This window comes from Enterobacter sp. 5-4, assembly GCF_000612205.1.
Taxonomy (GTDB): domain Bacteria; phylum Pseudomonadota; class Gammaproteobacteria; order Enterobacterales; family Enterobacteriaceae; genus Enterobacter; species Enterobacter roggenkampii.
The window spans coordinates 198,312-218,261 of record NZ_JFHW01000010.1; the positions used below are offsets into that span (position 1 = coordinate 198,312).

A 19,950-nucleotide genomic window follows, 5' to 3' on the forward strand; every position below is an offset into this window, starting at 1 on the left:
AAAGGGTCAGGGTTCGTTGTGAGGAGGTATTGATTAATGCTGGAGCGATCGTGCCAGATCCCCGCGCGCGTAAAGGACGGTAAATGAATGAGTGGTTGAAAGTGCCGGGTGAGCGGTCAAAGGCGGCGACGAGCGGTTTCGGTGCGCCGCCAGAGGGCGAAATTATGTGATTGAGATCACTTGATTATTCGGGTTGCGCTCCACGGCCAGATAGCTCTCCAGCGTCCTGATGAGTTTCTCCTTCAGCCAGCTCGGTTCCAGGATCTGAATATGGGGGAGCCAGTAGAACAGCAGCGGCAGGATCTGGTTCTCGTGGGCCGCCTGGCAGCGCAGCGTGACGCCGTCCTGCTGCTCCTCCAGCAGCTCCTGTTCCGGCAGAAGATCCCGGCGCAGGAAGTAATGTGAGATATTATCTTTGATGAATATTTTCACCGCGAAAGTATCTTCGGACACCCAGGGATCGAGGCTTTTCTCCAGCAGCTCAAGAACATTTTCTTCGGGAGTGAAGGTCGTTTTCTGAATATCAAACCAGCTAATCTGGCTCAATGAGAAGGATTTCAGCCGGCTATTTTCGGTGGCTTGTAAATACCATATATTTTTTTTGTTAATGAGTTTATAGGGATTAATCAGGCGGGTTTTACCCTTATAAACGATCTGGCAAACATTATGGTTTTTAATCGATTTCTCGATTTTCGTTAAATGACGGCGAATATCGCGTTCTACCGTATGTTCCGCTTCATTGCCAAGAATAAGAATATGGTTTTCGTCTACGCGCGTTTCAAGCTTTTGCCAGAATTCCATATTTCTTTCAGGGAAAAAGCTGTCGGCATTCAGAAAGTTAGCCAAAGTGTGATGTAATCCTTGCCCACCCGGCGATTGTGCGGAATGAATCAGCCGATATAGACCGTTACCGGTATGTTCAACAATGGGCGAGAGGGCATTTAAATCCCGGTAGACGGTGCGTTCGGTAATTTTAAATTTCTCCATTAGCGCACCGCGGTTTACCACACCGTTTAAATGTAGCTCAAGGAGAATATCGACCAGACGTTCAGCCGAGCGGCTCCGCGTCGTTTTAGCCATAAGGTCATCCTGTATATATAGGTATGCGCTGAATGATGCGGGTGCACTGACAGGCGGCGTCAGTATTCAGGCACAGAAAATTTCTCTTATGGGTATATAACGGCGTGATTTAGCGGAAACCTTAGGAGTTTTTGCAGAAAGCGGCGCTGGCCGGAAAAAAGGCCAGCGCGAGGCGGGTCACACGGCGACTTCCGTCTCCAGCATGACCGGGTGGAAGCGGCGTCTGAAGTAGATCAGGCCGTGGCCCGCGTCACTCAGAATGATGTTTTTAATTTCAACCAGATAAACCAGATGCGTGCCGATGGTTTGCACCTGGCTTATTTCGCCTTCAAGGCTGGCCAGCGCGCCCTTGAGTACCGGCTGCGCCAGCGGCCCTTTCTGCCAGCAGGAGAGGGCAAAGCGCTCTTCCATCGCCATACCGGTCATCCCGGCGAAATGGCGCGCCATGATCTCCTGCTCGTGGTTCAGCACGTTAACGCACAGCCTGCCGTTGCCCTGGAATACCGGGTTCATGGCGCTGTTGGCGTTGATGCACACCATGACCGACGGCGGGGTGTCCGTGACCGAGCAGACGGCGGTGGCGGTGATGCCGCAGCGGCCCGCCTCGCCCTCGGTGGTGACCACGTTAACCGCCGCCGACAGGCTACTCATTGCGTCGCGAAAACGCAGGCGTTGTTCATCTGAATGCATTGCAACCTCCCGCTGCGCTATTTCAGCAGCTTGTCCAGCATGTTGATATCGCTGTTGTTGTGCAGGTGTGGCACCGTCCAGCCGTGTTGGTCGTATTCGGACATACAGCGGTCGACCATCGCCATCATCTTGTCCATATTGCCGGAGCTCTGCGCCTGGCGCAGACACTGCAGGCGAATTTCATCCTGGCTGCCGGAGTAGTTGATCTCATACAGCTCGTGACGGCCGCCAAACTCGCTGCCGATGGCGTCCCACATCAGCTTCAAAATCTTGATGCGTTCGACGTGATCCATGCCGTTGGAGCCGCGCACGTATTTCGCCAGATACTGGTCGATCTGCGGGTTGTTCAGATCCCGGGCGCTGGACGGCAGGTAGATCAGCCCGGAAGTGACGTTACGCTCGATGATGTTCTTGATCTTCGCGTAGGCCATCGGGGCCATCACGCGGTAGGTCTGCAACGCCGCGTGGTCAGGAAGATACGCACCGTTGACCCACGGCGTGGCTTCGGAACACATGGAGTCGCTCAGCGCCCAGAACATGTTGCGCCACGCCACCACTTCGCCGAGATCCGCCTGCACGCCGCGGAACTCCAGGGTGCCGGTACACTCCAGGGATTTCTTCAGCAGGGCGGTGATGAAGTCGAGCTTCACCGCCAGGCGCACGCAGGCCTGCAGCGGGTACATTCGCGCAAAGCCGCCTTCCATCGTCCAGCGGCGGCAGCGGTCGAAATCGCGGTAGATCAGCACGTTTTCCCACGGGATCAGCACGTGATCCATCACCAGAATGGCGTCGTTCTCGTCAAAGCGGCTGGAGAGCGGGTAGTCGTACGGGGATCCGGTTGCGCCTGCCACCATCTCGTAGGAGGCGCGGGAGATCAGCTTCACGCCCTCGGCGTCCATCGGCGCGACGAACATCAGCGCGAAGTCCGGGTTTTCGCCCATCACCTGCGCGGAGCCGAAGCCGATCATGTTGTAGTGGGTCAGGGCGGAGTTGGTGGCCACCACTTTCGCGCCGCTGACGATAATCCCGGCGTCGGTCTCTTTCTCCAGCTTGATGTAGACGTCTTTTACCTCGTCCGCCGGCTTGTGGCGGTCGATCGGCGGGTTAACGATGGCGTGGTTGAAGTACAGGCCGGTTTCCTGAATACGGGTGTACCAGTTCCGGGCGTTCTGCTCGAACTGGCCGTAGAAGGCCGGGTTGGCGCCCAGCGCGCAGCCGAACGCGGCTTTGTAGTCCGGCGTGCGGCCCATCCAGCCGTAGCTCAGGCGCGACCACTCGGCGATGGCGTCGCGCTGCTGGCGCAGGTCGTCGGCGCTTTTCGCCACGCGGAAGAACTTGTGGGTATAGCCGCCGCTGCCGGTGTCGGTGCCCCAGCACAGCGTGTCCTGCATGTCCGGCTTGTGCAGCGCGTCGTACATCTGCGCGATGGAGGCTGCCGCATTGCGAAATGCCGGATGGGTGGTGACGTCTTTGACGCGCTCGCCGTAGATATAAATCTCGCGTCCGTCCTGCAGGCTTTTTAAATACTCTTCACCGGTTAACGGACGTTTGGCATCAGCGCGGAACTCTTCAGGCTTCATAGGGGACCTCATATCGGAATAGGGTTGTTAAATTTATGTTTTGTTTTTGTTGTTTAATTGAAGCCTGAGAGGGACGTAACGTGAAGGGACGATTGGGACAACGACGGGTACTTTTCGGGTGGGTTGTGGTTTTGTGATCTGTGCGGCTTTTCGGCGGGTGGCGCTGCGCTTACCCGCCCTACGAACCGTGATGCGTTCAGGAAACCGGTACTTTCTGCGCCCGATACGCGCTCGGCGAGCACCCCACCAGGCGGTTAAAAAAGCGGGCAAAATAGGCCGGATCTTTGAACCCCAGCTGCCAGGCAATTTCGCTGACGGTGCTGTCGGAGAAGAGCAGCAAGCGCCTGGCCTCCCGCAGCTGGCGGTCGAAGATCAGCCGTTTTGGCGGGCGGTTGGCGAAGCGGCGACAGATATCGGTCAGGCGGGATTCGGTCAGGTGCAGCTCGCTGGCGTATTCCGGCACCGTCCAGTGCTGGTGGTAGTGGGTGTCGATCAGCTGGGTAAACCGCTGGAACAGCTTCAGCTCGCCGCGCATGCCGCCTGACGCGTGGTCGTCGAGCTTCGCGTTGCGCAGCAGCAGGGTGAAAACCGCCTGGGCCAGCAGGACCAGCGTATGCTCGCGCCCGGGCAGCTGCTCCGTGGATTCCCGGGCAATCAGCTGCCAGTAGTGCTTCAGCGCCGCCAGCTCGTCCGGCCTGTCGGCAAGCGAAAGGCAGATCCCCGGCAGGCCAAACGCCTCCCGCGTGCCGGGGTAGAGCACCTCCAGCAGCGGCCAGATCAGATCCTCGCGCACCGTCAGCACGTGTCCGTCGCTGTCGGATTCGGTGATAAACGCGTGCGGCACCGACGGCGGGGTGAGGACGAACAGCGGGGCCTGCACCGAATAGCGGTGATCGTCGAGCTGGAGCTCAATCTGCCCGGTATCGAGAAAGTGCATCTGAAAATACTGGTCGTGACGATGCGCCTGCATGTCGCGGCCAAAAAAGGCCGCCATGCGGGCGAACGACTGGTAGTGCACATCGTCGGTGCCCAGACTTTCGTCGTACTCCTTGCTGATATCAATGTTGGCGATAGGGCTCTGGCACATGATCGTTCCTCTGTTGATCCCGCTGCGTCATCGGGATACGCGTCAGCACCAGCGCGCCGACCACCAGCAGCCCGGCCACAAACCACAGCCCCGAGCTGAAGCTGCCGGTCGCGTCGCGCAGGATCCCAATCAGCAGCGGGCTGACGGCGGAGCCGACGTTGCCGATGGCGTTGATCACCGCCAGCGCCACCGCGCGGGACTGCAGGCTAATCACCCGATCCGGCGTGGTCCAGAATATCGCCATGGCGGTAAACGATCCGGTTGAGGCCATGATGATGCCAAGCAGCTGGATCAGGCTGTGATCGGTCGCGGAGGCCAGCATCCATCCCGCCGCGGCGAACAGGTACGGCAGGATGGTGTGCTTTTTTCGCTCTTTCAGCCTGTCGGAACGGCGGCTCCACCAGATCATCCCGAGGATGGTGCAGAACTGCGGGATCGCCGCCAGCAGGCCGATGACGATGTTGCTGCTCCCCGTGTTAAAGCTTTGCAGGATTTGCGGGGTCCAGATGTTGATCGCGCTCAGCGTATTGGTCAGGCAGAAGTAGGCCAGCGTGTAGAGCAGCACCGCCGGGGTCAGCACCTCGCGCAGCGTCGAGCGCGGCGTCGAGCGCGGCGTGACGGATTGGGCAATGGCAACCTCCTGCTCGCGGGCGATCATCGTTTTGAGCGCCAGCTTTTCGTCCTCATCCAGCCAGGTGGCCTGATCCGGGGTGTCGTTGAGGTAAAACCAGGTCACCACGCCGAGCACCACCGACGGCAGACCCTCCAGCAGGAACAGCCACTGCCAGCCCTTGAGGTTCCACAGCCCGTCCATCGCCAGAATGTACCCGGAGAGGATTGAGCCGAGCATCATGGTGACCGGCATGGCAATCATAAACAGCGCGTTGGCGCGGGCGCGGTGATAGGCCGGGAACCACCAGGTGAGGTAGACCAGAATCCCCGGCAGGAAGCCGGCTTCGGCAATGCCCACCAGCATGCGCAGAACGTAGAGGGTTTCGGGGCTGGTGGCGAACATGGTGCAGGTGGAGGCAATACCCCACACTACCATGATCCCGGCGATCCAGCGGCGCGCGCCGATCTTCGCCAGCATGATGTTGCTCGGGATCCCGCACAGCACGTAGGTGACGTAAAAGAGCGTCGCGGCCAGGCCAAACATGGTTGAGGTGAGGCCCAGATCTTTGCCCATCGTCAGCCCGGCGAAGCCGATGTTGATGCGATCGAGAAACGAGAAAACAAACAGGATAAAGAGAAAGACGATCAGGCGTCGGAACAGCTTGTGAATGACGCGGTGTTCAACGGCTTTATTATCATGGGTTTGCAGGGTAGAGGTCGTCATGGTGCGCTCCAGATCTTACGTTTAGTAGACGGATTTATTGTTATTAACTGACGTAACCGGTTGTTCGATAAAGCGTGCCGCCAGCGCTTCCGCGCCGCGGGCGAGCAGGGTGGTGTCGACGCCGACGGCGACAAACCGCGCGCCGAGTTCAAGGTAGCGTTTTGCCAGCTGCTCGTTCGCCATCAGGATGCCGGGCGCTTTACCGGCGGCGCGTATCTGCGCGATCGCCTGCTCAATGGCGGCCTGCACCTCCGGGTGCTGCGGATTACCGGCAAAGCCCATGTCGGCGCTCAGATCCGCCGGGCCGATAAACACGCCGTCGACGCCTTCTACGTCCAGGATCTGCGGCAGGTTTTTCAGCGCCTCGCGGGTTTCGATCTGCACCAGCACGCACATGGCGTCGTTGGCCTGCTGCAGGTAATCCGGAATGCGGTTCCAGCGCGAGGCGCGCGCCAGAGCGCTGCCGACGCCGCGAATGCCCGCGGGCGGGTAGCGGGTGGCACGTACCGCCTGCCGCGCTTCGTCGGCGTTTTGCACCATCGGCACCAGCAGGGTTTGCGCACCCACGTCCAGCAGCTGTTTGATCTGCACCGGGTCGTTCCACGACGGGCGGACCACCGGCTGGCTGGGATAAGGTGCGATGGCCTGCAGCTGGGTCAGGACGGTCTGCACGCTGTTCGGCGCGTGCTCGCCGTCGATCAGCAGCCAGTCGAAGCCTGCTCCGGCCAGCAGCTCCGCGCTGTAGCTGCTGGTCAGCCCCAGCCATAGGCCAATTTGCGGGCGGCCCGCCTGCAGCGCCGCTTTGAATGCGTTTTGCATGGTTATCTCCTAAACAAAGCGGCAGCTGATGGAGCCCATGTTGCCGTAGTCGACGTGGAAGGTGTCGCCTCTGCTGGCGGGCACCGGGCGGGTAAACGAGCCGCCGAGAACGATCTGGCCAGGCTCCAGCTGCACGTCATACGGGGCGAGCTTGTTTGCCAGCCACGCCACGCCGTTGGCCGGGTGGTTCAGGACGCCTGCGGCCACGCCGGTCTCTTCGATCACGCCGTTGCGGTAGAGCAGGGCGGAGATCCAGCGCAGGTCCAGCTCGTCGGGCTTAATCGGACGGCCGCCGAGGATCACGCCCGCGTTGGCGGCGTTATCGGAGATGGTGTCGAACACCTTGCGCGGGCGCTGGGTGTCCGGGTCGACGTTGTGGCAGCGGGCGTCGATCAGCTCCAGCGCGGGGATCACGTAGTCCGTGGCGTTATAGACGTCGAAGATCGTGCAGTTCGGGCCGCGCAGCGGTTTTGCCAGCACGAACGCCAGCTCCACTTCAATGCGCGGGACGATAAAGCGATCCACGGGAATGTCGCTGCCGTCGTGGAAGAACATGTCGTCCAGCAGCGCGCCGTAGTCCGGCTCGCTAATCTGCGAGCTGGCCTGCATCGCTTTGGACGTCAGGCCGATCTTGTGGCCCTTCAGCACGCGGCCTTCGGCAATTTTCAGGCTGACCCATTCGCGCTGGACGGCGTAGGCGTCGTCGATAGTGATCGTCGGGTAGTCGAGGGAGATCTGGCGGATCTGCTCCCGGGACTGCTCCGCCTGATGCAGACGATGGGCGATCAGGGTATGGGTGTGTTTATCGAGCATGGCGTATCCTTTATGCGGCTGTTGCCGGGTGGCGCTGCGCTTACCCGGCCTACGTTCGAGCCGTTGTAGGTCCGGTAAGCGAAGCGCGACCGGGCGGAAAAGATGTCTACTTAAACAACGCGTGCACGTTGTTTTGTTTGTAATTGAGCGTTGGGTGCAGCTCGTCCAGCTCAAACGACAGCGCCAGATAGCGGCCCGCCATCAGCGCCGCGAAGTGCGTTTTAATCAGCGCAAACAGCATTTCACCGACCTCTTCCCGGCTCTCCAGACTGCGCCCCGCGCCAATCTTCAGCGTCATATGGACAAAGGCGTAATCGTGCTTGCCGTCGGCCATCTGCCAGGTGTCCAGCCAGTGGGCGCGGCTGCGGATACCGCCGATAGGGAAGATGCCCGTGGCGGCGAGCGCCTCGTTCACTTTGGCGAACAGTCCCGGCAGGTCGGCCTGCTCGCGGATGTTGTCGGTACATTCAGCAATAAAGTGCGGCATGGAGGCTCCTTACGCGGGCAGGGGGAAAACGGCGTTGACCTGGCCGGTGCCGGAGCTGGCGAACAGCTCGGTGAGAAACTCCACCTTGCCGTCGTATTTGTCCCAGCCGAGCATCCCCAGCAGCATCACCGTGTCGTGCATATTGCCTTCGCCGTAGCAGTAGTCGGCGTACTCCGGCAGCATGCTGCAGAATTCTTTGAACTGACCCTCTCGCCACAGCTTCACCACGCGCTCGTCCATCTGGCGGTCGAACTCGCGGGTGTAGCTGTTCATCCCTTCTTCCGCGCGCTGGTCGTCGATAAAGCGGTGCGACAGCGAGCCGCTGGCGAGCACCGCCACGGTGCCGTCGTATTTTTCAATGGCGCTGACGATGGCCTCGCCCAGCCTGCGGCTGTCGGCGAAGTCGTGAACCGTGCAGAACGCCGAAATAGAGACCACTTTGAAGTGCTTATCCGCGTTCATGTAGCGCATCGGCACCAGCGTGCCGTACTCTAGCTTCAGGCTTGGAATGTTGTGCGCTTTGGCGCGCACACCAAGCTTCACCGCTTCGTCGGCGATCAGCTGGCCGAGTTCCGGGTTGCCGTCGTAGTCGTAGGTCATGTCGCGGATAAAGTGCGGCAGCTCGTTGCTGGTGTACACGCCCGAGAAATGGTCCGCACAGTTAATGTGGTACGCGCTGTTCACCAGCCAGTGGGTGTCGAAGACGATAATGGTATCGACGCCCAGCTCCCGGCAGCGCTTGCTGATCTCTTTGTGTCCGTCGATGGCGCCCTGGCGGCAGCCGTGGTTTTTGCCCGGCAGTTCGGAGAGATACATCGACGGCACGTGGGTGATTTTTGCCGCTAACGCTAATTTGCCCATTTTCAGATCCCCCACTTTGGAATCGGATGGTCGCCCATGGAGATGCAGACGTTCTTCATCTCCGCGAATACCTCGAAGCTGTACTCGCCGCCCTCGCGGCCGGTGCCGGAGGCCTTCACGCCGCCAAACGGCTGGCGCAGGTCGCGCACGTTCTGGGTGTTGACGAACACCATGCCGGCTTCGATATTGCGCGCCAGACGGAGTACCTTGCTCACGTCCTGGGTCCAGATGTATGACGCCAGGCCGTACTCCACGTCGTTGGCCAAGCGCAGCCCTTCCGCTTCGTCCTTGAACGGCAGCAGGCAGGCCACCGGCCCGAAGATCTCCTCCTGCGCCACGCGCATGCGGTTATCAACATCCGCCAGCACGGTCGGGCGCAGGAAGTTGCCGCCCTTCAGGTGCGCAGGCAGATCGGTCGGTTTGTCCGGGCCGCCCGCCAGCAGGGTTGCGCCTTCCTCAATGCCGAGGCGGATATAGCCGGAGACCTTTTCCCAGTGCTGCTGGCTAATCAGCGCGCCAATCTGGGTGTTCGGATCGGTCGGGTCGCCCACGCGCAGGCGGTTGGCGCGCTCGGCAAAGCGCTTCACGAATTCCGGGTAGATGCTCTGCTGGATGAAGATGCGCGAGCCCGCGGTGCAGCGCTCGCCGTTGATGGAGAAGATGGTGAACAGGGCGGCGTCCAGCGCGCGCTCGATGTCGGCATCCTCAAATATCAGCACCGGGGATTTGCCGCCCAGCTCCATGGAGTACTTCTTCAGCCCGGCGTTTTTCATGATGTTGCGCCCGGTAGCGGTGCCGCCGGTGAAGGAGACGGCGCGCACGTCGTGATGCCGCACCAGCGCATCGCCTGCCGTCGCGCCGTAGCCCTGAACGACGTTCAGCACGCCCGCCGGAATACCCGCCTCCAGGGCGAGCTCGCCCAGACGGTCGGCGGTCAGCGGGGAGAGCTCGGACATCTTCAGCACCGCGGTATTGCCTAAGGCCAGACAGGGTGCGACCTTCCAGGTGGCGGTCATAAACGGCACGTTCCACGGCGACACCAGCGCGCAGACGCCCACCGGCTGCACCAGGGTGTAGTTGAGCATCTTGTCGTCGACCGGGTAGGTCTTGCCGTTCATCTGCTGGCACACCTCGGCGAAGAATTCGAAGTTGTGCGAGGCGCGCGGAATGAGCACGTTTTTGGTCTGGTGGATCGGCAGCCCGGTGTCGGCGGTTTCCATGGCGGCGATCTCCGGCACGTTCTGGTCGATCAGGTCGCCCAGGCGGCGCATCAGGCGCGCGCGCTCCTTCATCGGCAGGTTGGCCCACTTCGGAAACGCCTCTTTGGCGGCGGCAACGGCCTGATGGATTTCGGCCTCGCCGCCGGAGGCCACTTCTGCCAGAACCTCGCCGGAGGCCGGGTTAGTGGTGTGGAAGTAGTCGCTGCCCGCGACGTTTTTACCGTTGATCCAATGGTTTATCTTTTTCATTTTGCCGTCTCCTCACTCACAATTCGGTTCACCAGGCGTCCCACGCCTTCCACTTCCACCACCACCTCATCGCCCGGCACCACGTCGGACAGCCCCTTCGGCGTGCCGGTGGCAATCATGTCGCCCGGCTGCAGGGTCATAAAGTCGCTCAGGTAGGCGATCAGGTACGGGATGCTGAAGATCAGATCCGCCGTGGTGCCTTCCTGGCGCAGCTCGCCGTTAACGAAGGTGCGCAGGGCGAGGTTGCGCGGGTCGGGAATGGCCTCTTTTGGCACGATGTTGGGGGAAATGGGGGTCAGCCCGTCGCGGCTTTTCACCCGCAGGTTCGGGCGGTAGTAGTTTTCGAGATAGTCACGAATGGCGTAGTCGTTGCAGACCGTGTAGCCCGCAACATAGTCCATCGCCTCGGCTTCGCTCACCTTGCGGGCCGTTTTGCCGATGACCACCACCAGCTCCGCTTCATAGTGCATGTACTCGACGTTGTTCGGGCGCACCGAGGTCTGGTTGTCGCCGTTGAAGGTGTTAGGCGCTTTGATAAAGACCAGCGGCTCGGTGGGCGGCTTGAAGTCCAGCTCGCTGGCGTGATCGGCATAGTTCAGGCCGAGGGCAAACAGCGTGGCGTGCGGCGGCGTGCTGTGCGCAATAGTGACGTCGCGCTCGTCCACCACCGGGTTTTCCAGCGGTGGAAATCCTTCCGCCAGAATACGCACGCGATCGCCCGGGCGGATCTCAACGCGGCTGTGCGGGGTACCGAGCAGGATCGCATCACCGGGATTAAGGGTGGCGAACTCGCTCAGGGCGCTCAGCAGTTCGGCAGCGTTACGCTGCAGATCGGCGGTGTTCCAGTGGTCCGCTTCGCGGCCGTTGATCTCGGTGATGATGGTCAGGCTATCCACGTTATCAACGGCGACTGGTTCGCCGAGCGGGCAGAATCCGTCCCGGCATTTGGCCTTGATGGCCGGGCGGTAGAAGCTCTCTTCCGGCAGGCTCACCTCGTTGGCCAGCGCATATCCGGCGATGTACGCCGCGGCGTCCTCCACGCGCACCTTGCTGGCGGTTTTACCGACCACCAGCGCTACCGTGGCGCCGCTCAGCACCGTTTCCCCCTGCGGGTACGGAATGGGGTCGCCCGCGCGAATCACGGTGTTATGCGGTTTGATAAACCACACCGCCGTTTTCGGCGGCGTGTTGTAGGGGGCTTTTTCAAACGCCTCTCGCCAGGCTTCGCGCTGACTCTGATGGTTGAGGGCGACAGCAAAGACGGTACCTTTCATTCACATACTCCTCAGGCCGGAGGTCCGGTTTGGATTTCATTAATATGTTAATGATCTGGTTTTATGCTTTTGCTGATTATTTCGCAATCAGAAGTGAAAGATTTGTGATACGAATAACAATAAATTTACGTATTTGTTTTTATTGGTATTAAAATCAGAGTGTTAATAAACTTAATGGGTTTCTGTTAGACTTTTTGACGGAAAACGTGTTGTTTATAAAAGCATCTTTTATGAATTGTTTACGTGTTAATGATGTGAAGGGGAGAGGCTATGCATGATTCATTAACCATCGCGCTGCTGCAGGCGCGGGAAGCGGCGATGTCCTACTTCCGACCGATCGTGAAGCGCCATAACTTGACCGAGCAGCAGTGGCGCATTGTGCGCGTGCTGGCTGAACATCCGTCGATGGATTTTCACGATCTGGCGTTTCGCACCTGTATTTTGCGCCCGAGCCTCACCGGCATTCTGACGCGCATGGAGCGCGACGGTCTGGTGCTGCGCTTAAAGCCGCTGAACGACCAGCGCAAGCTGTACGTCTCGCTGACCAAAGAGGGCAATGCGCTGTATGAGCACGCCCAGGCGCAGGTGGAGGAGGCGTATCAGCAGATTGAGGCGGAATATACGCCGGAGAAGATGAAACAGCTGACGGCGCTGCTGGAAGAGTTTATTGAACTCGGAAACCGACATAACGCAGCGCGGGAAGAAGAGTAAAAACCACAAATTTCAGGATGAATTTCGTAAAGTTTTCCCTTTCCAGGCCGAAAATTCTGTATCTGTCTGAGGAAAGAGAAAACATGTTAAACCGTATCAAGATTGTCACCAGCTTAATGCTGGTTTTAGCGATATTTGGCCTTTTACAACTCACATCCGGTGGTCTTTTCTTTAATGCTCTGAAGAATGACAAAGAGAATTTCACCGTCCTGCAAACCATTCGCCAGCAACAGTCCACGCTGAACGGCAGCTGGGTAGCGTTGCTGCAAACCCGTAATACCCTGAACCGTGCGGGTATCCGCTACATGATGGATCAGAGCAATATCGGCAGCGGCGCGACCGTGAACGATTTGATGCAAATCGCGTCTGCGTCTCTGAAACAGGCGGAAAAAAACTGGGCTGCCTACGAAGCCCTGCCGCGCGATCCGCGTCAAAGCGATGCGGATGCCATGGAGATCAAGCGTAACTACGATATTTACCACGGCGCGCTGGCGGAGCTGATCCAGCTGCTGGGCGCGGGCAAAATCAACGCCTTCTTCGACCAGCCAACCCAGAGTTACCAGGACGGTTTTGAGAAGCAGTACGTGAGCTACCTGCAGCAGAACGACAAGCTGTACCAGATGGCGGTCGAAGACAGCAACAGCTCTTACAGCCAGGCTATCTGGGTGCTGATCGGCGTCCTGATTGCCGTGCTGGTGGTGATTGTGGCCGTCTGGCTCAACATCAAGCAGACGCTGATCTCCCCGCTGAATCGTCTGATCGACAACATTCGCCATATCGCCAGCGGCGACCTGGTGAAGCGCATTGAGGTTCAGGGCACCAACGAGATGGGTGAACTGGCCGACTCGCTGCGCCATATGCAGGGCGAGCTGGTGCGTACCGTTGGCGACGTGCGTAACGGCGCGAATGCGATCTACAGCGGCGCGAGTGAAATCGCGATGGGCAACAACGACCTCTCCTCCCGTACTGAACAGCAGGCCGCTTCCCTGGAAGAGACCGCTGCCAGCATGGAGCAGCTGACGGCGACCGTTAAGCAGAACGCCGAAAACGCCCGTCAGGCGAGCCATCTTGCGCTGAGCGCCTCTGAAACCGCGCAGAGAGGCGGCAAAGTGGTGGACAACGTGGTGCAGACCATGCGCGATATCGCGGGCAGTTCGCAGAAAATTGCCGACATTATCAGCGTGATCGACGGTATTGCTTTCCAGACCAACATCCTGGCACTGAACGCGGCGGTAGAAGCGGCGCGTGCGGGCGAGCAGGGCCGTGGTTTTGCGGTGGTAGCAGGTGAAGTGCGTAACCTGGCCCAGCGCAGCGCCCAGGCGGCACGCGAGATCAAGAGCCTGATCGAAGACTCCGTGGGTCGCGTGGAAGTGGGCTCAACGCTGGTCGAAAGCGCCGGTGAAACCATGGGTGAGATCGTGAATGCGGTTACCCGCGTCACGGACATCATGGGTGAAATCGCCTCTGCGTCTGACGAGCAGAGCCGCGGTATCGACCAGGTCGGTCTGGCGGTGGCAGAGATGGATCGCGTGACCCAGCAGAACGCCTCGCTGGTGGAAGAGTCTGCCGCAGCGGCAGCCGCACTGGAAGAGCAGGCAAGCCGTCTGACCCAGGCCGTGGCGGTGTTCCGCATTCAGCAGGAGCAGATGAAAGCGCGTGAGTTCGCTTCTGCGAAAACCGTTGCAGCACCGGCGATGGCGCGTAAAACGGTTACCGCTGATGCTGGTGATAACTGGGAAACGTTCTAACGCCGTATGTTGTGCCGGGTGGCGGCTGCGCCTTACCCGGCCTACGGTTCGTGGTTGTGCCGGGTGGCGGCTGCGCCTTACCCGGCCTAGGGTTTGTGGTTTTGCCGGGTGGCGGCTACGCCTTACCCGGCCTACTGTTCAGGGTTTTGTAGGCCCGGTAAGCGCAGCGCCACCGGGCGATATTACAGAGGCAGGCGCATGGCGCAGCGCGTTTCATACGCGAAACCGTGCGCCGTCTCTTCTTCTCTTTTCTGACGCAGTTCAGGCGTCAGGGTCGTCATTTTTTCAAACCCCAGCCGCGCATAGAACGGCGCATTCCACGGTATGTTCCTGAACGTCGTCAGCGTCAGCGCTGTCAGCCCCTTTCTGCGGGCATGGTCTGCCACGCAGGCGATGAGCTGCCTGCCGATCCCTTTTCCCTGCCAGTCCAGATCAACCGAGAGTTCGACAATAAACAGTGAAGACGGATGGGCTTCGGCAAGGATAAACCCGACGGGCTGGTCGTTTGCCAGCGCCAGCCAGCTTAACCCGCGTTCGACATAGCCGAGGTGTTGCTCAGCGGAAATGACCTCGCCATCGGCAAGCCAGGCGAGTGCCGGGAAGTCACGGAAGCGCCCGGCCGCCGCGCGTTCAATGGCGGGCAGGGCGGCAATGTCGTTGCGGGTGGTGGGGCGAATGCGAAGAGTCATGGCGGCAAGTATAGCCTGACCCGTCGACATTATTCCGAGCAGATCAGCACCGGCGAATAGAAATTGCTGATCACCAGCGCGTCTTCCGGCGTGCGCTCGATCGTCAGAAGCCTTTTATTGCCCAGCGTCAGGCCGGCAACGTATTTTTCAAAGACCCCGGGCGGCATGGCGTCATGGCTAAAACGCTCCACTTTTTGAATAGCGATCTCATACAGTTCGCCCTCCACGTGACGCCATTTAAACATCTCCTGGCGGGAAACCTCCCAGCTGCGTGGGGCATTCACCACGCTGCCGTTAACCGTGATGTACCCGGTTTTGTCGGGATGAAAACGCATAATGATCTCACCGTCAAAGGTGAAATCGTGGTTGTCGCGCCGGTCGGAAAAGGTCAGGTTTCCGTCGCAGGCCACCGACAGCGGGGGCGTGTGAAAGTACCACGCCAGCACGGTGCCCAGCAGCAGCAGGTTGAGGATCAGGGTTAGCCAAACTTTTTTGTGTCTCATCATCACCACTCGTAATAGTAAAGCGTACGACAGGCGCTGGCTTTACCCTGCGTGAGGGAACATTGGGAGAGCACCAGCCGCCCTTCGTGGCCGTAGAAAAGCGTTCTCTGAATGTGCATGTAGAAAATTGAATTTTTCAGGCACGGAAGATGGCCGTCCTTCTGAAGCGTTTGCGCCAGCGTTATTGCCTTCCCGTGAAATACGTCCGCCAGCGGCGTAAAGGTGTAGACCGGGCAGGTGCCGATATGCGTCAGCAGATGGATCTCCCTTTGTGAATTTTCTGGCTTGATCAGCGCGATCCAGAGGCATAGCGCAACGACGACCAGCGTGAGCGCGCCGCAGAACAGCCATTCCGGGCGAACGCGCCATGCAGGTTTCGCCGTTTCGACGGTCGGCGGGGCCTCCTCCAGCGGAGTGACCGTAACGTCCGCGCTGAGCATAAAGCCCGTTTTCGGTACGGTGACGATAAGCAGCGCGTCGGGAAGCAGGGCCGCCAGCATCTTGCGCAGAATGCTGATGTACTGGTTTAAGGAGTTGTTAGATCCCTGAAGCCCTCGCCGATCCCAGACTTCCTGGAGAAAGGTTTCCCGTTCAACCACGTTCCCATGATGCTGTACCAGCAGCTTCATGATGGTATTGGCCGTGCAGGTGAGGAGCTGCGCATCCTCATCCGGCGCATTGATAAGAGAAACAGAACCGTCCTCGTCGTTATAGACGATGGCGTCAGCAAGCAGGTATTTCATAAGTTGTTGTAATAAAAGCAGAGATAAAAAATAAAAAGAGAAGGTCTACGCCTTCCGGGCTGCATTGCTGGCTATTTTAACGCCACTGTTACCGATAACATTGATCCAGACAGGATTTTGGGTGGTTTAATAAGTCAGCGTGATAATCACGTCATCAATAAATTCCCCGGTACCGGTTAGCGGCTGTGCCGGGACCTCGCCGTAAACGGTGTAGTTCTGGGTGCCGCCAGCGGGATTGGTGACCTGCAGCGCATCGCCGCTGCTTTGATCTCCCCAGCGTTGCGTGGCCGCCTCATCCTGCCAGAGCCCGTAGCGCAGGCACTGGCCCTCGTTGTTGCAGAGCTGCCGCTGATTACCGCTGGCATGGTTGCCTTTGCCCATGGCAAGGGTGAATGCGGTTCCGGCCGGGCAGCGCGTGGTCAGGGTGGCGGTGGAACGCGTCGGACGCAGGGTCGCGGTGCTGGTCAGGGTGCCGAAGTTAAGGGGCGTCACGCGCTCGATGTAGCATCCCTGGCTGATTTCGGCCTGCGCGCTGGTGCCGCCCTGCACCTGCTCCCCCTCTGCGGAACCGTCCGAGCAGTTTTGCAGGGCATCCTGACGCAGGGCGCTGTGCCAGGCGATGCGCAGATTCATGTTGTAGTTGTAATAGTGGTAGGCCGGAAGCTGGCTTTGCCCTGCCGGAATGGTAGCGATAAGCGGAAAGGTACCGCTGACGTTGGCATTGCTTTGCGCGGCCAGAGTCTGCTGAATCAGGTTCCCGCTGCTGGCAGGCCCCAGCTCCTGAGAGCGTGCTGCGCCGTTCAGCAGGCGGAAGAGGAGGGTGTACTGTTTTCCCTCCTGGTCCCCCGGCGAGATCATCTCAAAGGGCGGGGCGTCTACGCTGCTCAGACAGACGTTGAGATATTCCGTTCTGCCCTCGTTGTCGGCCTGGCAGCTAAACTTGACCTCGGTGTTGACGGAGGTGGTATTGCCCGCCACGACGTTGCCAAAGTTAATGGCGGGCATGGAGGTTATCCAGCAGGCTGCCGCCATCGCCTTTACGGACAGGACGAGCAGCAATAATAACGGCGCTCTTAATGACACAGTTGTTCTCCCATATTCTGTATAGATGACGCGGTACGGGGCGCCGGAAGCGCGACCCGGCACTCTCCCTCACCGGTCTTCACCACCAGTTCACCCGGCAGGGGCGGATCTTCAAGCCAGATAAAGCCATCGCGGCCCACGATGGTGGCACCCTGCGGCGTTGACACGACGCTGCCCAGCGGGAGCGGCCTGCGGCGGCTGTCGACCAGCCGGGCCTGAACCGTGACGGCGTGATGGACGTTAAAATCGACTTTGACCGCGCTGTTGTTGCCCGGCCTGGCATGCATGTCGGTGACGGGGGCGATCACATCGGCGGGCAGATCGAGCGGGTTAATGCTGACTTTGCTGTTGTGGTAGCGCGGCAGGTCGGTCAGCAGGAGATAACCGTTCTCATCCGTTTCACCGGCCGGGCGGTTTTCCAGCATCACCGGTACGTGCCCAATACCGTGCGTGGACACCAGCGCCATGCCCTGCTGGATGTAGCGCAGCGCGTGCAGGCTGCCGTCCAGCAGCGTCAGGCTCCCTTCGGCTGAGGCGTACTGGTTGCGCTGGCTGGCACCTTGCTGCAGCCCAACGTGCCATTCGCCCGCGCGGCCCAGATAGCCTGCGTCTGCATATCTTTCACGTCGTTCGCCAAAGCCCTGGCCCAGTTCCCATGACCAGCCGCCGGCCTCATCGTCCGGCTGGTGGCGGTAATCCATGCGTGGTTTATCCCGGCTGGCCTGAACGGAGAGCGTGTCCTCGCGACCCAATGGGACGGAAAGCAGTAGCTGAACCTGACTCGACGCATCCGTAAACGAGCGGGTATAGCTCAGCGTGGTGGAGATGTGTGCCGGCAGCGACACCGACCAGGAGGCATTGAGGTAGCGCTGCGTGCTGCCCTGAATGTTCTGCTGTACCCAGCCCGCGCCCACGGTGCCGAAGTGGGGGACGGACTGGCTTACCCAAACGCTGTCGCTGCGTCTGACGGGGGCGGCACCGCTCATGCGGGCGTTGTCGGCGAAATCCGCCTCGGTGCGGACGGTGCTGGCAGAAATGCCCGTTCCTCTGCCGTTCCACTGCCAGCCGAGGCCCCACTGAACGCCCTGACCGTAAGGGCTGTCGCTCACGGCAACGTGCTGGCTAACCACCCCTACGGCGGGAGAGACCAGCCAGTCTGCGCCCGTGCCCACGTTGTGCAGCCTGCGCTGCTGTTCCGTATGCAGCGCCAGCGTCAGGTGATTATTCACTCCATAGCGCCAGCCCGCGTCCAGCAGCGGCGAGGCGGCATAGTCGTCGGAGTGCAGGGCGTAGTTTTCCCGCATCCAGCCGATGTCCAGCGAACCGCTGCTGAGCCCTTCCGCCAGCATGCCCGGCGCGCCGTAGAGATCGAGCTGTACGGTGCGACGCTGGCCGTTGATATCGGTAATGACCACCTCCGCCTGCCCGCTTCCGGTGAAGGAGGGCAGGGTATCCAGCAGAAAGTCACCCGGCGTGACGCGCTGGCTGCTCTGCTTAAGGCCGTCGATATACAAATCGACCGTGGAAGGCAGTACGGCCGTGTCGCTGTAGCGGCTGCGCGGTTCAGTATTGAGTTGCGGATTGAGCTCAAAATTACGTGCCCAGTGCAGCCCGCCAAAGCGCACCTGTCGGCTCCAGCGGGCGCCGGTGGTGATGCTGTCGCCCAGCGCCAGCGTGGTCAGCGAGTCGGTGTTGTCCCACTGCCAGCGGGTTTCGAGACGCGTGTGGGTCGGTCGACCGGCGCTGTTTTCCTCCCCGGCATGGCTTGAGAAACTGCTGCTGAACGTTCCGGGTAATCCTCCGGATGCGGTCAGCATGGTCTGGGCGTTGAGCTGGCGCTTCCCCTGCGCATCGCTGGCGTAGAGCGCGTATCCGAGCGTATAGGCGCTGACGGGTTGCGCATCAGGGTAGCGATACATCGGCGCGGGCTTTGAGGCGGTGAGATGCTGCTGGCCCTCGAGCGCCTCTGCCTCAGCGGTAATCGACACCTGCTGGGACAACACGTCGAGATTAACCTTCAGGCCCGGCAGGGACGTCAGCTCAACCCATTCGGCGCGATCGTCCGGGGCGTGAAGCCCCAGCTTTTTCATGTCGCTGCGGCTTATCCATAACGCATTATCCACCACCCGGCAGGCCCAGAGCTCGCCTCGCGGGGTGTGGTTTACGGTAATGGCCAGCCATTGTACGGTGTCGGCGGGTTCAGTCCGGGCTGACAGCATGAGCGGTAGCCAAAACAGGAGCGCGAGAAGCGAGCGGGCGCAGGGGTATCTGGCTGGCATGGTGGTCATCATTGAGATAGACGCGCAGCGTGCTGAGCGCGTGACGTGAAGCGTGTTTAAGCGGCAAAAGGGCGGTTTGTCCCGGGAGCACATAGCCCGCCAGGCCTTTAATCGACCCTACAACCTGCCCATCGGCCGTCAGGGCCTCAAGGTGGCTGAGACGGATGTGGCGGTTTCCGGCATTAAAGCAGCGAAGGGTGGCCGGTATTTCAGACTGCTCACAGCTCAGGGCATCGTGGCTGACGGGCGCGCTCTGGTTCCCGGCAATAAACACCGGAATCGAGTAGCGCAGCAGGAAGTGCACCGCGGTGGGATTGGCGGCACGGGACGTGGCGTCCGGCAGTTCGTCGATAACCAGCCGGTAACTTTGCTCCTGTGCACGGATGCCGGGCTGCATGACGATAATACGCACCAGCTGCTGCTGGCCCGGCGCCAGTGATGTCATCGCCGGGCTGCTGACCACCTCCCCGGTGGCCACCAGAACATCTTTACCGTTTTTTTGCGTCCATTCGTACACCCGAATCTGCGCATGGATGGCCGCTTTCCCACTGTTAGTGAGATAGATAGCCGCTGCCCGCTGGTCGCTCTGCAGATCGAGCGTTACCGGGGCCACCTGAAGCGTGGCGGCCAGCGCGTAGCGTGACAGCAGCGCCAGCATCATGAGCCACAGAATGAAGCAGGAAAGATAGCGACGCACG

The 19,950-nt window shown here is 60.1% G+C and carries 19 protein-coding genes; 2 read left to right on the forward strand and 17 right to left on the reverse strand.

Going from position 1 to position 19,950, the window contains the following annotated elements:
* Window positions 1-162: 162 nt before the first annotated feature.
* From AA74_RS0107140 to hpaG, 11 genes are all read right to left on the reverse strand, one after another.
* Window positions 163-1,080 carry a YafY family protein gene (locus tag AA74_RS0107140; protein WP_008501309.1) on the reverse strand — a complete coding sequence of 306 codons (918 nt, stop codon included), beginning with the start codon at window positions 1,078-1,080 and terminating at the stop codon, window positions 163-165.
* Window positions 1,081-1,257: 177 nt separating this feature from the next.
* Window positions 1,258-1,770 carry a 4-hydroxyphenylacetate 3-monooxygenase reductase subunit gene (locus AA74_RS0107145; RefSeq protein WP_008501308.1) on the reverse strand — a complete coding sequence of 171 codons (513 nt, stop codon included), beginning with the start codon at window positions 1,768-1,770 and terminating at the stop codon, window positions 1,258-1,260.
* A 17-nt stretch (window positions 1,771-1,787) separates the two neighbouring features.
* Window positions 1,788-3,350, reverse strand: a complete 1,563-nt coding sequence (gene hpaB / locus AA74_RS0107150) for a 4-hydroxyphenylacetate 3-monooxygenase, oxygenase component (RefSeq protein WP_008501307.1) — start codon at window positions 3,348-3,350, stop codon at window positions 1,788-1,790.
* A gap of 196 nt (window positions 3,351-3,546) precedes the next feature.
* Window positions 3,547-4,437, reverse strand: a complete 891-nt coding sequence (hpaA, locus tag AA74_RS0107155; protein ID WP_008501306.1) for a 4-hydroxyphenylacetate catabolism regulatory protein HpaA — start codon at window positions 4,435-4,437, stop codon at window positions 3,547-3,549.
* Window positions 4,409-5,773 carry a 4-hydroxyphenylacetate permease gene (gene hpaX / locus AA74_RS0107160; RefSeq protein ID WP_025912113.1) on the reverse strand — a complete coding sequence of 455 codons (1,365 nt, stop codon included), beginning with the start codon at window positions 5,771-5,773 and terminating at the stop codon, window positions 4,409-4,411. Before hpaX ends, hpaA begins: the two co-directional genes overlap by 29 nt.
* 21 nt (window positions 5,774-5,794) lie before the next feature.
* On the reverse strand, window positions 5,795-6,592 hold the full coding sequence (hpaI, locus tag AA74_RS0107165) for a 4-hydroxy-2-oxoheptanedioate aldolase (protein ID WP_025912114.1): 798 nt from the start codon (window positions 6,590-6,592) through the stop codon (window positions 5,795-5,797).
* Window positions 6,593-6,601: 9 nt separating this feature from the next.
* Entirely contained in the window at window positions 6,602-7,405 is an 804-nt protein-coding gene (gene hpaH / locus AA74_RS0107170) for a 2-oxo-hept-4-ene-1,7-dioate hydratase (RefSeq protein ID WP_021240607.1), read from the reverse strand.
* A 106-nt stretch (window positions 7,406-7,511) separates the two neighbouring features.
* Window positions 7,512-7,892: a 5-carboxymethyl-2-hydroxymuconate Delta-isomerase gene (locus tag AA74_RS0107175; protein WP_025912115.1), complete on the reverse strand. Its 381-nt coding sequence runs from the start codon at window positions 7,890-7,892 to the stop codon at window positions 7,512-7,514.
* A gap of 9 nt (window positions 7,893-7,901) precedes the next feature.
* Window positions 7,902-8,753 (reverse strand): 3,4-dihydroxyphenylacetate 2,3-dioxygenase, encoded by an 852-nt coding sequence (gene hpaD, locus AA74_RS0107180; protein WP_014830538.1) that lies wholly within the window; start codon window positions 8,751-8,753, stop codon window positions 7,902-7,904.
* Between the two features lie 2 nt (window positions 8,754-8,755).
* Complete coding sequence (gene hpaE, locus AA74_RS0107185) at window positions 8,756-10,222, reverse strand: 5-carboxymethyl-2-hydroxymuconate semialdehyde dehydrogenase (RefSeq protein WP_025912116.1); 1,467 nt, start codon at window positions 10,220-10,222, stop codon at window positions 8,756-8,758.
* Entirely contained in the window at window positions 10,219-11,496 is a 1,278-nt protein-coding gene (gene hpaG, locus AA74_RS0107190) for a 4-hydroxyphenylacetate degradation bifunctional isomerase/decarboxylase (protein WP_025912117.1), read from the reverse strand. The genes hpaE and hpaG overlap by 4 nt, the downstream gene beginning before the upstream one ends.
* Window positions 11,497-11,766: 270 nt before the next feature.
* Between hpaG and hpaR the strand changes: the two genes are divergently transcribed.
* Together hpaR and tsr are read left to right on the forward strand one after the other, a co-directional pair.
* A complete protein-coding gene (gene hpaR, locus AA74_RS0107195) occupies window positions 11,767-12,207 on the forward strand; it encodes a homoprotocatechuate degradation operon regulator HpaR (RefSeq protein ID WP_008502106.1) in 441 nt (146 codons plus the stop codon).
* A gap of 83 nt (window positions 12,208-12,290) precedes the next feature.
* On the forward strand, window positions 12,291-13,955 hold the full coding sequence (gene tsr, locus AA74_RS0107200; RefSeq protein ID WP_025912118.1) for a methyl-accepting chemotaxis protein: 1,665 nt from the start codon (window positions 12,291-12,293) through the stop codon (window positions 13,953-13,955).
* Window positions 13,956-14,137: 182 nt separating this feature from the next.
* Here the strand turns inward: tsr and AA74_RS0107205 are convergent, their stop codons facing one another.
* The 6 genes from AA74_RS0107205 to AA74_RS0107230 form a co-directional block, all read right to left on the reverse strand.
* The gene (locus AA74_RS0107205) at window positions 14,138-14,644 is read right to left on the reverse strand and encodes a GNAT family N-acetyltransferase (RefSeq protein WP_025912119.1); all 507 of its coding nucleotides are present in this window, start codon (window positions 14,642-14,644) and stop codon (window positions 14,138-14,140) included.
* 29 nt (window positions 14,645-14,673) lie between these two features.
* Window positions 14,674-15,147: a hypothetical protein gene (locus AA74_RS0107210; RefSeq protein WP_025912120.1), complete on the reverse strand. Its 474-nt coding sequence runs from the start codon at window positions 15,145-15,147 to the stop codon at window positions 14,674-14,676.
* Window positions 15,148-15,149: 2 nt separating this feature from the next.
* Entirely contained in the window at window positions 15,150-15,890 is a 741-nt protein-coding gene (locus AA74_RS0107215; RefSeq protein WP_025912121.1) for a winged helix-turn-helix domain-containing protein, read from the reverse strand.
* 126 nt (window positions 15,891-16,016) lie between these two features.
* Window positions 16,017-16,973, reverse strand: coding sequence for a spore coat protein U domain-containing protein (locus AA74_RS0107220; protein ID WP_025912122.1), 957 nt, complete (start codon window positions 16,971-16,973; stop codon window positions 16,017-16,019).
* Window positions 16,964-19,192 carry a fimbria/pilus outer membrane usher protein gene (locus AA74_RS0107225; protein WP_025912123.1) on the reverse strand — a complete coding sequence of 743 codons (2,229 nt, stop codon included), beginning with the start codon at window positions 19,190-19,192 and terminating at the stop codon, window positions 16,964-16,966. The genes AA74_RS0107220 and AA74_RS0107225 overlap by 10 nt, the downstream gene beginning before the upstream one ends.
* Complete coding sequence (locus AA74_RS0107230; protein ID WP_025912124.1) at window positions 19,173-19,949, reverse strand: molecular chaperone; 777 nt, start codon at window positions 19,947-19,949, stop codon at window positions 19,173-19,175. The genes AA74_RS0107225 and AA74_RS0107230 overlap by 20 nt, the downstream gene beginning before the upstream one ends.
* Window position 19,950: the final 1 nt, after the last annotated feature.

Coding starts and splice junctions, on each gene's coding strand:
- hpaI (WP_025912114.1), bottom strand. CDS start 6,592: ATGCAAAACGCATTCAAAGCGGCGCTGCAGGCGGGCCGCCCGCAAATT.
- hpaX (WP_025912113.1), bottom strand. CDS start 5,773: ATGACGACCTCTACCCTGCAAACCCATGATAATAAAGCCGTTGAACAC.
- AA74_RS0107225 (WP_025912123.1), bottom strand. CDS start 19,192: ATGCTGTCAGCCCGGACTGAACCCGCCGACACCGTACAATGGCTGGCC.
- tsr (WP_025912118.1), top strand. CDS start 12,291: ATGTTAAACCGTATCAAGATTGTCACCAGCTTAATGCTGGTTTTAGCG.
- AA74_RS0107210 (WP_025912120.1), bottom strand. CDS start 15,147: ATGAGACACAAAAAAGTTTGGCTAACCCTGATCCTCAACCTGCTGCTG.
- AA74_RS0107175 (WP_025912115.1), bottom strand. CDS start 7,892: ATGCCGCACTTTATTGCTGAATGTACCGACAACATCCGCGAGCAGGCC.
- hpaB (WP_008501307.1), bottom strand. CDS start 3,350: ATGAAGCCTGAAGAGTTCCGCGCTGATGCCAAACGTCCGTTAACCGGT.
- hpaR (WP_008502106.1), top strand. CDS start 11,767: ATGCATGATTCATTAACCATCGCGCTGCTGCAGGCGCGGGAAGCGGCG.
- AA74_RS0107205 (WP_025912119.1), bottom strand. CDS start 14,644: ATGACTCTTCGCATTCGCCCCACCACCCGCAACGACATTGCCGCCCTG.
- hpaH (WP_021240607.1), bottom strand. CDS start 7,405: ATGCTCGATAAACACACCCATACCCTGATCGCCCATCGTCTGCATCAG.
- AA74_RS0107140 (WP_008501309.1), bottom strand. CDS start 1,080: ATGGCTAAAACGACGCGGAGCCGCTCGGCTGAACGTCTGGTCGATATT.
- hpaE (WP_025912116.1), bottom strand. CDS start 10,222: ATGAAAAAGATAAACCATTGGATCAACGGTAAAAACGTCGCGGGCAGC.
- hpaA (WP_008501306.1), bottom strand. CDS start 4,437: ATGTGCCAGAGCCCTATCGCCAACATTGATATCAGCAAGGAGTACGAC.
- hpaG (WP_025912117.1), bottom strand. CDS start 11,496: ATGAAAGGTACCGTCTTTGCTGTCGCCCTCAACCATCAGAGTCAGCGC.
- AA74_RS0107215 (WP_025912121.1), bottom strand. CDS start 15,890: ATGAAATACCTGCTTGCTGACGCCATCGTCTATAACGACGAGGACGGT.
- AA74_RS0107145 (WP_008501308.1), bottom strand. CDS start 1,770: ATGCATTCAGATGAACAACGCCTGCGTTTTCGCGACGCAATGAGTAGC.
- hpaD (WP_014830538.1), bottom strand. CDS start 8,753: ATGGGCAAATTAGCGTTAGCGGCAAAAATCACCCACGTGCCGTCGATG.